General features: G+C 36.1%; 15 protein-coding genes and 1 pseudogene. All 16 read left to right on the plus strand.

The window, feature by feature from the left end; all coding sequences use genetic code 11:
* Window positions 1-139: 139 nt before the first annotated feature.
* A complete protein-coding gene (gene spoIVA, locus CDZ92_RS04025; RefSeq protein ID WP_096153750.1) occupies window positions 140-1618 on the plus strand; it encodes a stage IV sporulation protein A in 1479 nt (492 codons plus the stop codon).
* A 733-nt stretch (window positions 1619-2351) separates the two neighbouring features.
* Window positions 2352-2624, plus strand: coding sequence for an HU family DNA-binding protein (locus CDZ92_RS04030; RefSeq protein WP_096153752.1), 273 nt, complete (start codon window positions 2352-2354; stop codon window positions 2622-2624).
* A gap of 134 nt (window positions 2625-2758) precedes the next feature.
* Complete coding sequence (gene folE / locus CDZ92_RS04035) at window positions 2759-3328, plus strand: GTP cyclohydrolase I FolE (RefSeq protein WP_096153754.1); 570 nt, start codon at window positions 2759-2761, stop codon at window positions 3326-3328.
* Between the two features lie 27 nt (window positions 3329-3355).
* Window positions 3356-3583 carry a trp RNA-binding attenuation protein MtrB gene (gene mtrB / locus CDZ92_RS04040; RefSeq protein ID WP_096153756.1) on the plus strand — a complete coding sequence of 76 codons (228 nt, stop codon included), beginning with the start codon at window positions 3356-3358 and terminating at the stop codon, window positions 3581-3583.
* A gap of 386 nt (window positions 3584-3969) precedes the next feature.
* Window positions 3970-4788, plus strand: coding sequence for a heptaprenyl diphosphate synthase component 1 (locus tag CDZ92_RS04045; protein WP_096153758.1), 819 nt, complete (start codon window positions 3970-3972; stop codon window positions 4786-4788).
* 3 nt (window positions 4789-4791) lie between these two features.
* Entirely contained in the window at window positions 4792-5505 is a 714-nt protein-coding gene (menG, locus tag CDZ92_RS04050; protein ID WP_096153760.1) for a demethylmenaquinone methyltransferase, read from the plus strand.
* A gap of 22 nt (window positions 5506-5527) precedes the next feature.
* Entirely contained in the window at window positions 5528-6490 is a 963-nt protein-coding gene (hepT, locus tag CDZ92_RS04055; protein WP_096153761.1) for a heptaprenyl diphosphate synthase component II, read from the plus strand.
* A 108-nt stretch (window positions 6491-6598) separates the two neighbouring features.
* Entirely contained in the window at window positions 6599-7045 is a 447-nt protein-coding gene (ndk, locus tag CDZ92_RS04060) for a nucleoside-diphosphate kinase (RefSeq protein ID WP_096153763.1), read from the plus strand.
* Window positions 7046-7239: 194 nt separating this feature from the next.
* The gene (locus tag CDZ92_RS04065; protein ID WP_096153765.1) at window positions 7240-8016 is read left to right on the plus strand and encodes a CheR family methyltransferase; all 777 of its coding nucleotides are present in this window, start codon (window positions 7240-7242) and stop codon (window positions 8014-8016) included.
* A 353-nt stretch (window positions 8017-8369) separates the two neighbouring features.
* The gene (aroC, locus tag CDZ92_RS04070) at window positions 8370-9542 is read left to right on the plus strand and encodes a chorismate synthase (RefSeq protein WP_096153767.1); all 1173 of its coding nucleotides are present in this window, start codon (window positions 8370-8372) and stop codon (window positions 9540-9542) included.
* Window positions 9526-10632, plus strand: coding sequence for a 3-dehydroquinate synthase (gene aroB, locus CDZ92_RS04075; protein WP_096153768.1), 1107 nt, complete (start codon window positions 9526-9528; stop codon window positions 10630-10632). Before aroC ends, aroB begins: the two co-directional genes overlap by 17 nt.
* A gap of 34 nt (window positions 10633-10666) precedes the next feature.
* Window positions 10667-11032 (plus strand): chorismate mutase, encoded by a 366-nt coding sequence (gene aroH, locus CDZ92_RS04080; protein WP_096153770.1) that lies wholly within the window; start codon window positions 10667-10669, stop codon window positions 11030-11032.
* Between the two features lie 485 nt (window positions 11033-11517).
* Window positions 11518-13035, plus strand: coding sequence for an anthranilate synthase component I (gene trpE, locus CDZ92_RS04085; RefSeq protein WP_096153772.1), 1518 nt, complete (start codon window positions 11518-11520; stop codon window positions 13033-13035).
* On the plus strand, window positions 13028-14068 hold the full coding sequence (gene trpD / locus CDZ92_RS04090) for an anthranilate phosphoribosyltransferase (RefSeq protein ID WP_096153774.1): 1041 nt from the start codon (window positions 13028-13030) through the stop codon (window positions 14066-14068). The genes trpE and trpD overlap by 8 nt, the downstream gene beginning before the upstream one ends.
* Complete coding sequence (trpC, locus tag CDZ92_RS04095) at window positions 14043-14819, plus strand: indole-3-glycerol phosphate synthase TrpC (protein ID WP_096153776.1); 777 nt, start codon at window positions 14043-14045, stop codon at window positions 14817-14819. Before trpD ends, trpC begins: the two co-directional genes overlap by 26 nt.
* Window positions 14816-15418: pseudogene (locus CDZ92_RS20215) on the plus strand (phosphoribosylanthranilate isomerase); the annotation flags it as partial. The gene trpC and the pseudogene CDZ92_RS20215, both read left to right, overlap by 4 nt.
* Between the last annotated feature and the right edge of the window lie 14 nt (window positions 15419-15432).

Below are 15432 nucleotides of genomic sequence, written 5' to 3' on the forward strand. Positions count from 1 at the left end.
AAATAAAATTCAAAATAAATAGGGTTTATTCAAAAAGTAGTCATATTTAAATAGGACAACATCATACACATATAGTGTCCTAGATTACATTCTTACTAGAAAAAAATAAATCCCTATTTTTAGGTCGGGAGGGAATCACTTGGAAAAAGTAGATATTTTCAAAGATATCGCTGAACGTACTGGCGGCGATATATATTTAGGCGTAGTAGGTGCCGTTCGTACTGGTAAATCAACGTTCATTAAAAGGTTCATGGAGTTAGTGGTTCTGCCGAATATCGGCAACGAAGCAGACAGAGCAAGAGCGCAAGATGAGTTACCACAAAGTGCAGCTGGAAAAACAATTATGACAACAGAGCCGAAGTTTGTACCAAATCAAGCAGTAAAAGTAGCAGTAGATGAAGGATTAGATGTAAACATTCGTTTAGTGGACTGCGTAGGGTATACTGTACCAGGTGCAAAAGGCTATGAGGACGAAAATGGTCCTAGAATGATCAACACTCCTTGGTATGAAGAACCGATTCCATTCCACGAAGCAGCGGAAATTGGAACAAGAAAGGTTATTCAAGAGCATAGTACTATTGGAGTGGTAATCGCAACAGATGGATCAATCGGTGAGATCCCTCGTCGTGACTATCTAGAAGCGGAAGAGCGTGTTGTAGCGGAGTTAAAAGAGGTTGGTAAACCATTCATTATGGTTATCAATACTGTTCAGCCGTATCATCCAGATACAGAAAAGCTACGTGCAGAGTTAAGCGAAAAGTATGATATACCTGTTGTAGCAATGAGTGTAGAGAGCATGCGCGAAGGTGATGTATTCAACGTACTTCGTGAAGCATTATTTGAGTTCCCAGTATTAGAAGTGAACGTAAACTTACCGAGCTGGGTAATGGTATTAAAAGAGTCCCACTGGCTTCGTGAGAGCTATCAAGAAGCGGTGAAAGATACAGTGAAAGATATTAAGCGCCTTCGTGATGTGGATCGCGTTGTAGGGCAATTCAGTGAATATGAGTTCATTGACCGTGCTGGTTTAGCTGGCATCGAAATGGGGCAAGGTATCGCAGAAATTGATCTTTACGCTCCGGACGATTTATATGACCAAATTTTAAAAGAAGTTGTTGGTGTTGAAATTCGTGGGAAAGACCATTTACTACAATTAATGCAAGACTTTGCTCACGCAAAAGCAGAGTACGACCAAGTGTCAGATGCATTAAAAATGGTAAAACAAACTGGCTACGGTATCGCATCCCCTGCTCTAGCAGATATGAGTTTAGAAGAACCAGAAATCATCCGCCAAGGTTCACGCTTCGGTGTTAGATTAAGAGCTGTTGCTCCTTCTATCCATATGATTAAAGTGGACGTAGAATCAGAGTTCGCACCAATCATCGGAACAGAAAAGCAAAGCGAAGAATTAGTACGCTATTTAATGCAAGATTTTGAAGATGATCCTCTATCCATCTGGAACTCAGACATCTTCGGCCGCTCTTTAAGCTCCATCGTGCGTGAAGGCATTCATGCTAAACTAGGACTAATGCCAGAGAATGCACGTTATAAGCTGAAAGAAACGTTAGAAAGAATTATCAATGAAGGATCTGGCGGACTTATCGCTATTATCCTTTAAAAATAGTAACCACGCCTGAAGACGGGCGTGGTTTTTAAGTTGTATTTAGGAAAAAGTCCGATAGAGCTATAAAAAATAATCTATAGAGATAGGATAAGTATCCATAAGAATAGTGAAGAGTGTCTATAGGACCTCAAAAAGTATCGATAGAAAAGAAAAACGCCTATAGTACAGAGAAAATAATCCATAGAAGTCAAAAAAGTATCTATAGGACCTCAAAAAGTATCGATAGAAAAGAAAAACGCCTATAGTATAGTGAAAATAATCCATAGAAGTCAAAAAAGTATCTATAGGACCACGAAAAGTGACCATATCCCCCAAAAAAGTACCGATAGACCGTTTCAAATCAAAATTTCCGCTACCTAAAGGCAATCCTTTCTTAAATGTTTATTCTCGCCCAACACGGGGTAAATTCATAAAAAGTTGACAAAATCCGCATAAAATCAACATTTTCTCTAATAATTATCAAAAAGTGTATTGCCTAAAGGTTTTTCTTATGTTAATCTACTAACAGAAATTCTTCTCTGAAATGGAGAATTATTCCTACAATCTCAACATTCTATAACATTTTAGTTGAAATCTATCGAATTATCGTTTAACATAAGCGATGTTGAATGATGACAGGTATAGAAAAGCTTAAAAGTGTGAACAAATGAGAATAATAACGGTTTTAAAAGACTTTTATTAAAAGGTCTATCAAAGTAATAAACTCCTTTGGGAGGAGGTGAATGGCATGAACAAGACAGACTTAATTAACGCAGTTGCTGAAGCTAGTGAACTTTCTAAAAAAGACGCTACAAAAGCAGTTGATGCTGTTTTCAATACAATTCAAGACGCATTAAGTAACGGTGACAAAGTACAATTAATCGGTTTTGGTAACTTCGAAGTACGTGAGCGTGCAGCTCGTAAAGGACGCAACCCACAAACTGGTGAAGATATCGAAATCGCTGCAAGCAAAGTACCAGCATTCAAACCTGGTAAAGCACTTAAAGATGCTGTTAAATAAGCGGCTACATAAATTATAGTCATCAAAATGGAAGGAGGCGCACATTAAGCGCCTCTTTCTTTTTGCAATTATTTTCTCCAATATGCTAGAATCGATTTACAGTATTGTTTTTATAGTAGGAGGACATGTACATCATGGGACAAGTAAATAAAGAACAAATCGAACACGCGATTAGATTAATACTTGAAGCGGTAGGAGAAGACCCGAACCGTGAAGGTTTATTAGATACACCGAAACGAGTTGCGAAAATGTATGAAGAAATGTTTTCAGGATTGCATCAAGATCCGAAAGAGCACTTCAAAACTGTTTTTGGTGAGCCACATGAAGAATTAGTATTAGTAAAAGACATTACATTCCACTCAATGTGTGAACACCATTTAGTACCTTTCTATGGTAAAGCACATGTAGCTTACATACCTAAAGACGGAAAAGTAACAGGCTTAAGCAAATTAGCACGTGCAGTAGAAGTTGTAGCAAGACGTCCGCAGTTACAAGAAAGAATTACATCTACTATTGCAGACTCTATTGTTGAATCATTAAGCCCACATGGTGTAATGGTTGTTGTCGAAGCAGAGCACATGTGCATGACAATGCGTGGAGTAAGAAAGCCAGGAGCAATGACTGTAACTTCAGCAGTACGCGGAGTTCTAGAAAATGACCCAGCTGCTAGAGCAGAAGTATTATCTTTCATAAAAGGTAATTAGTTAGTTATCGAAAGGGTGTAATAGTTTATGAAACAATCTCAAGTCTCTGATTTTATCGTCATAAAAGCAGAAGAAGACGGCGTAAATGTTATAGGATTAACTCGAGGGACGGACACAAGATTTCACCATTCTGAAAAGTTAGATAAAGGTGAAGTGATGATTGCACAATTTACGGAACACACATCTGCCATTAAAATTAGAGGAAAAGCTATCATCCAATCCGCACATGGAGAAATAACATCGGATAAATCCTAATCTTTAGACCCACCCGATATTAAGCAGAAAGAAGCTTTTGCTATTTTCTGCTTTTCTTTTTTTAAAAATTTAACTGGTTAGTAGGAGCAATTTAGAATAAAGGCGTTTCAAACTCGGACTTACAAAAAAGCAGTCTTAATAATGAAAATTCCTATTACAAAAAATGTTTTTATAGATATAATTCGGTTACACTAAAGTAAATAAACTTTTCCCGCCATAAAGCAATAGGTTTATGCTATAATAAACGTTGTCTATTCCCTTTCTTTTGATAGTGAGAGGGAGTTTATTACATACATAAATCTATTTAAAAGAATCAAGTATCAGTATAAGGCTCGATACGGGTCTATCATTTACGAGTATGATGGGCATAAAAAGGGTGGTCTGTTGTGAGTAACATTCAAATACATATATCAAACTTAAAAGAGCAACTACACAAACAAATTGCTCATCCATATTTAGTCCAAAACATAGAATTTCCAGTTATGGACGAAGACAAATTATTTATGCTTCACTCTATATTGGAACCTTTACCAATGTCAGAAGAAGAAAAATCAAAATACATAATATCCACTATGCTTGTTCAAATTGCACTTGATACACATGATCTAGTATCAAACGAAAGTACAGAAGAACAGCTTCAAACAAGACAACTAACCATACTAGCTGGAGACTACTATAGTGGCCTTTATTATCATATATTAGCTAAGTTGGAAGACTTGTCGATGATACGAACTTTAGCAGCGGCCATTAAACAGATTAATGAAAATAAAATTACATACTACCAAAAAGACGTGGACAGCGTAGAAAACCTAATGGAATGCCTTTCAAGTATTGACTCAGCACTTATCCAATCTTTTTCCGAATATTTTTCCAACTCAAGTTGGAAAGAGCTAAGTTCTAAAATATTGTTATTAAAAAGACTTGTTGATGAACGAACAAGATACGTAACAACCAAAACTTCCTTTTTGATGGATGTATTAAGAAATATTTCATTCCCAAAAGCAGAGCTAGACAAAAAAATAGGTTCTATCGATCAAGAAAAACATTTGCTATCCATGTTAGAACAATATATTTATCACACTTCAGAAACAATAGAGAAATTACTCACAAAATTACCGAATAACTATGAGTACATGAGGAGTAGAATCGACGAAATACTTTTCGTTCTACCACTTCAAACAAAAAAGTTTGTGGAAGAAGGGTAAAAAATGCAACAACGATCAAAAGAAGAGCGAGTTCATCATGTTTTTGAAAAAATTTATAAAAACTACGACCAAATGAATTCTGTTATTAGTTTTAAACGCCATACAGCTTGGCGTAAAGACACAATGAAAAGAATGGCTGTACAAAAAGGTAACAGTGCATTAGATGTTTGCTGTGGAACTGGAGACTGGACATTAGCATTAGCGGACGCTGTCGGGGTGACTGGTGAAGTGAAAGGTCTAGATTTTAGTGAAAATATGTTGTCTGTTGGAAAAGAAAAAGTAAAAGCACAAAATAGAAAAAACGTGGAACTAATACATGGAAACGCAATGGATTTACCTTTTGAAGACAACACGTTCGATTTTGTTACAATCGGATTTGGACTAAGAAACGTACCAGATTATAAACAAGTGTTAAAAGAAATGTATCGTGTTGTAAAACCTGGTGGAAAGGTTGTTTGTCTGGAAACTTCTCAGCCAACCATGTTTGGATTTAGACAAATGTACTTTCTATACTTTGGACATATTATGCCGTTACTAGGAAAGGTATTTGCGAAAAGCTATGACGAATATGCATGGCTACATGAATCGGCAAAAGATTTTCCTGGAATGAAAGAACTTAAAGAGATGTTTGAAGAAGTAGGATTTAAACAAGTAGAAATGAAAGCCTATACAGGTGGGGTAGCGGCAATGCATCTAGGGATTAAGCCGTCTAACTAGTAAACGTTAAAAGGTGAGCTACATGAAATTAAAAATGATGTATTCTTTCTTGAATACCGATCTTCAATTAATAGAATCAGAATTAGAAAAATCGATTGAAACCGATCGATTTTTGTTACAGGAAGCTTCGTTGCATCTATTACAAGCGGGTGGAAAGAGAATTCGACCTGTCTTCGTTCTGTTAGCAGCGAAGTTTGGTGACTATGACATTCATAGAGTTAAACATGTAGCCGTAGCTTTGGAATTAATTCATATGGCTTCTCTAGTCCACGATGACGTAATTGATGATGCAGATATGAGAAGAGGACAGCCAACGATTAAAGCGAGATGGGATAATAAAATAGCCATGTATACTGGGGATTATATTTTCGCCAGGTCGCTGGAATTAATGACGAGAATTGACAATGTAGAAGCACATCGTATTATCTCTCATACAATAGTGGAACTTTGCCGTGGGGAAATCGAACAAATTAGAGATAAGTTTAATACTGACCAAAATTTACGAACATATTTACGCAGAATTAAGAGGAAAACCGCGTTGTTGATTGCAGCTAGTTGTCAAATTGGGGCACTTACAGCCAACGCACCTAAAGAAGTTCATGAAGCACTTTTTAAATTCGGTTATTATGTCGGAATGTCGTTTCAAATTACCGACGATATATTAGACTTTACAGCAACAGAACAACAGTTAGGTAAGCCTGCTGGTAGTGATTTAAGGCAAGGGAATATTACGTTGCCAGTGTTATATGCTATGGAAAACCACTCGTTTAAAGAGAAATTGAATCGCTTGAATGAGCAGTCTCCAGAGGAAGATTTACTTGAACTTATTCATTTTATTAAACAAAGCGACGCAGTGGATCGTTCATTTGCGTTAAGCGATCGTTATTTGGAAAAAGCTTTTAAGCAATTAGAAAAGCTGCCAAGTGGCCAAGCAAAACGAACATTAAATAATATTGCGAAATTTATTGGAAAGCGAAAATATTAAGATAATTCTCCACTTTAAGTTGAAAAACATAGAAAAGAGTGATATATTTTCTATGGTTAGATTGTTTCTAACAGTACATATTTCAATTTTTGGGGTGGAGATTTTATTATGGAAAAAACATTTTTAATGGTAAAACCTGATGGTGTTCAAAGAAATTTAGTAGGTGAAATCGTTTCTCGCTTTGAGAAAAAAGGTTTCCACTTAGTTGGAGCTAAATTAATGCAAATTCCTACAACTTTAGCTGAAACTCATTATGGTGAGCATAAAGAGCGTCCTTTCTTCGGTGAACTAGTAGACTTCATTACTTCTGGACCAGTTTTCGCAATGGTATGGGAAGGTGAAAATGTAATCGCTACTGCTCGTCAAATGATGGGTGCTACTAATCCTAAAGATGCAATGCCTGGAACAATCCGTGGTGACTTCGGAGTAACTGTAGGTAAAAACATTATTCACGGTTCCGACTCTCCTGACAGCGCTGTACGCGAAATCGGATTATTCTTCAATGAAGATCAATTAGTAGAATACAAAAAAGAAATGAATACTTGGATTTATTAATTTTTTGTAAACGTTTACGAAGCCAGCTGAAAAGCTGGTTTTTTTATTTTGTATACAATTAAAAAAATTATCAATCTACCTTACATAATCCAGCAAAAAAAATTATACTTGAATTAACAACAAATATTACAACAATATTTAATGTGCCTGGCACCTGTAATGTTGCTGTAATAGTATGGAGAGGGAATGTACGCATGGATGATTATGGTCAGTTTATTTTGAGTGTGAAGAAAAAGACGGGGATAGATTTATCCCTATATAAAGAATCACAGATGAAGAGGAGATTAACTTCTTTATATGAGAAAAAAGGGTTCAAAAGTTTTAGAGAATATTTTCAATTTATTGAGCAAAATCAAGAAGGCTTAAACGAGTTTTTAGATAGAATGACTATTAATGTATCAGAATTTTATCGTAACTATAAAAGGTGGGAAGTGCTTGAGAATAAAGTAATTCCTGCACTAATCAAGAACAATAACGGAAGCCCATTAAAAGTTTGGAGTGCTGCATGCTCCTCTGGAGAAGAACCTTATACATTATCAATGGTTCTAGCAAACTTTTTCCCTTTTACAAAAATAAACATATTAGCAACAGACCTTGATGAACTTATACTATCTCAAGCACGTGTAGGATTTTACCAAGAAAGAGCGTTACAAGAAGTCCCAGAGCAAATGAAAAGAAAATATTTCACCAAGCAAAATAGTCTATATAAAATAAATGACGAAGTAAGAACACCTATTACATTTAAAAAGCAAAATCTTTTAGCCGACCCGTTTGAAAAAAACTTTGACTTAATTGTTTGTCGAAATGTTTTAATATACTTTACAGAAGAAGCAAAAGTACAACTATATCAAAAGTTCAGTGACGCTTTAAAAAAAGGTGGAGTTCTCTTTGTCGGCAGTACCGAACAAATATTTCAGCCAGCCCACTACGGTCTAGAAGTAGTCGACACATTCTTCTACCGCAAAATCTAGAGTTCATCTAAGTAGATGAACCCTTTTTTAAAGGCTATGAAAAGAAAATTGTTGATTATTAAAGCAATACTAGTCGTTGAGTAAAACTACTAATTAGCGTTGATTTCCGTGAAAGGCGGAGACTCCTGCGGGAGAAGCGGGGAGCGGGAGACCCCGCAGTCGCGAATGCGAAGAGGAGGCTCCCGGCCCGCCCGCGGAAAGCGGAGCCTTTCACGGAAATCAACAGCGGTCTTTAACACAGTCATAAAAAAAATGGTATAGTATGTTGAGAAATATTTTGTATCTTATGATATAGTAAATACATACGCATTAACACTTAAACGCTTTAAATAAATAAAGAGGAGGCGGGGTAATTGAGATACTTAACTGCTGGTGAATCACACGGCCCTCAACTTACAACAATTATAGAAGGTATTCCTGCTGGTCTACAACTAACAAAAGAAGATATAGATATAGAGTTAGCTAGACGTCAAAAAGGGCACGGTCGTGGACGAAGAATGCAAATTGAAAAAGACAGCGTACAAATTACAAGTGGAGTTCGTCACGGACTGACTTTAGGTTCACCTATTGCATTAGTAGTAGAAAATAAAGACTGGACACACTGGACAAAAATTATGGGTATTGAACCTCCAGAAGAAAATGAACAAGATGAAGGAAAAAGAATTGTTTCAAGACCACGACCTGGTCATGCCGATTTAAACGGAGCCATTAAATACGGCCATCGTGATATGCGAAATGTATTAGAACGGTCATCTGCAAGGGAAACAACAGTGAGAGTGGCAGCTGGTGCTGTAGCAAAAAAACTATTAAAAGAGCTTGGAATTACAGTTGCAGGGCACGTTGTCGAGATTGGTGGAGTAATAGCATCTAACATAAACGTTCAAACAATAGAAGAGCTACAAACGGCAACAGAACAATCACCAGTACGTTGCTTTGACAAACAAGCGGAACAACAAATGATGGAAGCAATAGATGAAGCAAAACAAAACGGGGATTCCATCGGCGGCGTAGTCGAAGTAATTGTGGATGGCATGCCTCCTGGAGTAGGAAGTTATGTGCATTATGATCGCAAACTAGACTCCAAAATTGCGTCCGCTATTATTAGTATAAATGCATTCAAAGGCGTGGAGTTTGGAATTGGGTTTGAAGCAGCTCGCCTTCCTGGTAGTAAAGTACACGATGAAATTGCATGGAGTGAAGAAAAAGGCTATTATCGACTAACTAACAATTTAGGTGGATTTGAAGGTGGAATGACAACGGGGATGCCAATCGTTGTTAGAGGTGTAATGAAGCCGATTCCTACTCTTTATAAACCATTAAAAAGTGTCGACATCGAAACGAAGGAGCCATTCCAAGCAAGTATAGAACGTTCCGATAGTTGTGCAGTTCCTGCTGCAAGTGTTGTTGCAGAAGCGGTTGTTGCTTGGGAAGTAGCTTGTGCAGTAGTAGAACAGTTTGGCCAAGATCGAATGGATGCTATTCGGAACAATGTTGAAGGAATGAAAGAGCATGCAGCCAAATTTTAATAGCAGCTCTAATCTTCTTATTGAAACAAAGTCTAAATCATATCCAGTGTACATTGGAGATAATGTTCGGTCCGAACTAGTACCGTTTCTTTTAAACCTTCCGAAAAAACCAACTAAAATATGTATCGTGACAGATGATAAAGTAGCAACCCTATATTTAGACGACATAAAACAACAGGTTTCCGAAAGTTTCCAGACGTACCATTACATGATTCCTAGTGGGGAAGCATCGAAAAATTTCGACCAATATTATATGATCCAAACTTATTTGTTAGAGCAAGGTTTTGATCGCAATTCTCTAATCTTAGCATTAGGTGGCGGTGTTGTAGGGGACTTAGCTGGGTTTGTAGCGGCAACGTATATGAGAGGCATTCGCTTCATTCAAATGCCAACTACATTACTTGCCCATGATAGTGCAGTTGGAGGCAAAGTCGCCATCAATCATTCGTTAGGTAAAAATATGATTGGTGCCTTTTATCAACCAGAAGCAGTGCTTTACGATGTGTCTTTTCTTCGTTCTTTAAGCGAAAGGGAGTTACGGTCGGGTTTTGCGGAAGTAATCAAACACGGACTCATTAAAGATCAAACATTTTTCCATTGGCTTGAACAAAAGGTCCTTACTATTCATGACTTAAATAAAAGAGATATTATTACTACATGTATAGAAAAGGGAATACAAATTAAAGCTGAAGTTGTAAAAGAAGATGAAACAGAGTCAGGAGTTCGTGCAATTTTAAATTTTGGTCACACAGCAGGACATGCGGTTGAAAACTATCAAGGTTATGGAACTTTTTTACACGGAGACGCCGTAGCAATTGGAATGTTAATTGCTGCAAAAATAAGCGAAGAATTAAATGGCTTTCAACAATATAATAAAATACTTAAAATGTTAGAGCGTTTTGGTTTTCCTACGGCATTACAGCCAACAATGAATGCAGAAAAAATTGTAGCTAAAATGAAAAAAGACAAAAAATCAAAAGATGGGCATATACATATGGTATTAATTAGTCGAATTGGCGAAGTGTATGTACAGCCTGTAGAGGATTATCTTGTATTAGAAGTAGTAACGCAATTTATACCAAAAAAGTAACATCCTTTCGAAATGATTATTAGGGGGGGATTCAATGATAAGAGGAATTCGCGGAGCTACAACAATTAATAAAAATGATGAACAGGAAATTACGGTTAAAACAGAGCAACTACTTTCAGAAATGATTAAAACAAATGATGTACAGTCTGATTGTGTTGCCCAAATTTTAATTTCTGTAACAGATGATATTAATGCTAGCTTTCCAGCAAAAGCACTACGAAATTTTAAAGGATGGGACTATGTACCAGTAATGTGCATGAAAGAAATAAATGTTCCTGACGCCTTACCACTATGTATAAGAATTATGATGACGGTTAATACAAACCTAGAACAAAAGCAGATAAATCATGTTTATTTAAACGGTGCAACCAAACTTCGCCCGGATCTGTTGAAAACATAGGATAGTATTAAAACAATCCGTCATTCATAGCAACGCATTATAGATTGACAAAAGTAAAAAATAAAGATAAAGTTTTAAACTAAGAATATAGAGAATATTCTTAGTTTAGTTAAAGATTAGTTAGGTTTTTAGTTGAGAGATAGTTATTAGATGAGACTTGAGAATTGATTATTAGTTGAGATGAGTAGGGTAGAGCTGAGAATGAGTTGAGAAGAGCAGAGTTAACGTTTAAAATTTTTCTACCCAAAGACGAAAGTGTCTTTGGGTTGTTTATTTTTAGGAGAAATCCTTGAATAATGGGCTTTGTTAAAAAGTATTGTTGATATAAACATATCTTTCTGTTGATTGGAGCGGGAGTCAGCGACTCTCCCGTGAATCAACAGCTATGTTTAGCAGAGCCAATAATAGAAAAATTCCACTACAGTATAGGCATCTATACATTCCTCTTCACTCATTCTCCATGATTATTAAATGGAGGAGCGAGTATTTTGAGTTTAACTTCTTTTTTACAACATTCCCAAGAGTATGAGATTATCCCTGTTTTTGAGAACTTTTTATCGGATAGGATGACACCAATAGAAATATTTGAGTCATTAAAAAAAGAGGCTGTTTATTTGTTAGAAAGTAAAGATGACAAATCTGCTTGGTCAAACTATTCATTTATTGGCTTAGAACCTATGTTTACGATTGAAGGGTCAGAAGTCATTTCCTTAAAAGATATGAAAGGAAAGATTATTTTTCAATCGACAAGTCTTTCTGCAATCTTTCAAGCATTAACAGATATTTTTAAAATTAAAACGGTAAAAGATTTGAACCTTCCCTTTACAGGGGGAGCAGTTGGATATATAGCATATGATCATATCCAATTTATAGATAAAGTACCGCTTAAAAAAAGAAACAGAAACGATCACACAGTCCAGTTGTATATATGTGAAACACTCCTTGTAATGGATCATAAGAAGAATAACACTTCGATTATTCACTATGTTCAATTAAGTGGAAAGGAAACTGCTGACCAGAAAAAACTGCATTACGAAAAAGGTAAAAGTAAATTAAAAACGTTGATACAACAAATTCATCAATCGGTTAACGATAAAAAAGAAATACCATCTACGTTAGACAAGCGAAGTATAAAAAAATACTTGCCTGTCGCCTCTAGTTATACGAAAGAAAGATATTGTAATGACGTAAAAAAGATTCAAGAGTATATACACCAGGGAGATATCTTTCAATGCGTTTTGTCACAAAGATTTACTGTAAAGTCAAATATACAAGCTTTCGACGTTTACAGGGTGCTACGCAACACAAATCCTTCTCCCTATTTATTTTATATTAAGTTAAAAGATAGTGAGTTGATAGGTAGTTCACCAGAGCGATTAATTCAAGTGAAAAACGGCGAACTAGAAATTCATCCGATAGCAGGAACTAGAAGACGTGGAAATACGACAGAAGAAGACGAGAAATTGAAGGAAAGCCTTTTACAAGATGAAAAAGAAGCAGCGGAACACATTATGCTGGTAGATTTAGCTCGTAATGATATCGGAAGGGTTGCAACGTATGGATCCGTTAAAATGACTAGATTAAGAGAAATAGTCTATTTTTCCGAAGTGATGCACATTATCAGTGTAGTCAATGGTCAATTAGACGTATCAAAGTCACCGATGGATGCATTGTTAGCAGCTTTTCCAGCGGGTACCGTTTCAGGTGCTCCAAAAGTAAGGGCGATGCAAATAATAGAAGAGTTAGAGCCAATAGCACGCAATAAATATGCAGGAGCTGTATGCTATTTAAGTTTTGATGGCAACATCGATTCTTGTATAACAATAAGAACAATAGAAAAACAACATGATAACTTTCATATACAAGCAGGTGCCGGTGTCGTTGCGGATTCTATTCCAGAGTTAGAGTGGGAAGAGACTAAAAACAAAGCGAAGGCATTGCTTCATGCTATTCAGATGGCACATAACATTTTCTCTGAAAAAGGGGTGTTAGCGAATGATTAAACAAACAATTCAACTATTACTAGACGGAAGAACTTTATCAATTGATGAAGCAGAAAAAACAATGACTTCTTTCATGAACGGGGAAGTTACAGATAGTCAAATCGCAAGTATCTTAACCATATTAAGGTTTAGAGAGGAAACGGTTGAAGAAATGATTGGCTTTACAATGGCTATGAGGAAAAAAATGAGCCGAATTTCCTACCAACAAACAAACTTAGTGGACACATGTGGCACAGGTGGGGATAAAGCATCTACCTTTAATATATCAACAGCTGCAGCTATCGTAGCAGCTAGTGGTGGAGCAACTGTAGCCAAACATGGGAACCGCGCTTTTTCCTCTAATACAGGGAGTGCGGATGTACTAGAAGCACTTCGTATTCCGATTCAGTTAGATAAACAAGCTGCCATTACTAGACTAAATGAGAAAGGAATGGCTTTCTTATTTGCACCGAAGTTTCACACTTCTATGAAAAACGTGGCTCTCTCTAGAAAAGAAATCGGATTTCGAACAATCTTTAATATTTTAGGGCCATTAGCTAATCCAGTAGCATGTGAAAATCAAGTTATCGGTGTATTTTCTATCGATTATGCAAGAAAGATGGCAAAAGTATTGCAATATCTTGGTACAAATCATGTAATGATTGTTTCTGGACGTGATGGTTTAGATGAGATAAGTATTTCATCTGAAACGGACGTAATCGAGATAAAAGATGGAACGATTAATGAATATATAGTTTCTCCATTAGACTTTGGGATGGAACTTAGTGATATAAAAGAAATTCAAGTGAAAAATACACAACAAAGTGCATCCATTATAGAAGATATTTTCCTAGGGAAAACTCCTGAGAGTGCTATCAATATTGTTGCATTAAATGCTGGTGCTGCACTATATGTTTCTGGTGTGAAACCAACCTTTGAGTCAGGGATTCATTTTGCGAAATCTCTATTACAAAACAGAGTAGCACTTAAGAAATTTCTTAGTTTACAAGAGGAAGAGGGTCAAATATATGCTGGCAAAAATACTGGAAACTAAAAAAATCGAAAACTTACAACTAAACTCTAAAAAAATAAATGAAATACACGAACATAGAGAAGGTAAGTCGCTCATTCATGCACTAAAACATCCCAAAAGAGACATTGCCTTAATCGCTGAAATAAAAAAGGCTTCACCGTCTAAAGGAGTTATTCGTGCCGATTTCAATCCTGTAGAAATTGCAAAGCAGTTTATAGAAGCAAAGGTGGACGCTATCTCGGTTTTAACAGATGAGACATACTTTCAAGGATCAATCGACTATATCAAATTAGTGAAAGAAGTTGTAGATGTTCCTGTTCTTCGAAAAGATTTTATTATAAGTGAAGCACAAGTTATTCAAAGTGTAGAGTATGGAGCGGATGCATTATTACTAATAGCGGAAGCATTAGAGGTGCAAAAACTAAAGAAACTATATGAATTAGCTACTTCCTTAGGAGTGGAAGTGTTACTAGAAGTGCATAGTAGTAGAAAACTTTTAGAAGTTTTAGATACTTTCAATCCAAAAATCATAGGCATAAATAACAGAGATCTCACGACATTTGAGACTTCCATAGAAACTACAAAAAGCGTTATGTCTCTCGTACCTGCATCCTCTATTTTAGTTAGTGAAAGTGGAATATTTACAAGGGCAGATTTAGATTATGTGAAAAAATATGGAGCTAATGCAGTTTTAGTAGGGGAAGCTATTATGAAATCCAATGATATTCAAGAAGGAATAGAAAAGATGTTTAGTAGAGAAGTAGGCAAATGACGAAATTAAAATATTGTGGCAATAAAAGCATACAAGATTTTTGCCTTTCTATTAGGTCAAAGGCAGATTATATAGGGTTCGTTTTTGCAGAGAGCAAACGAAAAGTAGGTGCAGAAACGGTAGCTTTATGGATAGATAAAGTCAGCATTGGCGATAAGAGGTTGGTTGGAGTTTTTGTAAATGAAGAAATTGAAGAAGTAGTTCGTACTTCCAATGTTTTACCACTATCTATAATTCAATTACATGGTGATGAGTCTCCCCAATATATTAAAAGATTGAGAGGAAAAGTAAATCAAGATATTTGGAAAGTGTTTCACCACACACCTGATTGGCAAGCCTCAGATATTCTTGCTTTTGAAGGGATAATAGATGGAATGGTAATAGATTGTAAAATTGGTCTTCAATACGGGGGAACGGGTAGATCGTTTGATTGGACACATATACCAACCTACAAAGAAGTAGCCCGAAAACTATCTATTCCATGCTTCATAGCTGGTGGAATAAATGCATCAAATATACATGAGTTATTAAAATACAAAGTAGATGGAATAGATATTTCTTCTGGAATAGAATGTGATTTCAGGAAAGATGAACTATTAATGAGGAGGATGGA

The sequence above is a fragment of the Bacillus sp. FJAT-45066 genome, assembly GCF_002335755.1.
Taxonomy (GTDB): domain Bacteria; phylum Bacillota; class Bacilli; order Bacillales; family Bacillaceae_I; genus Bacillus_CD; species Bacillus_CD alkalisoli.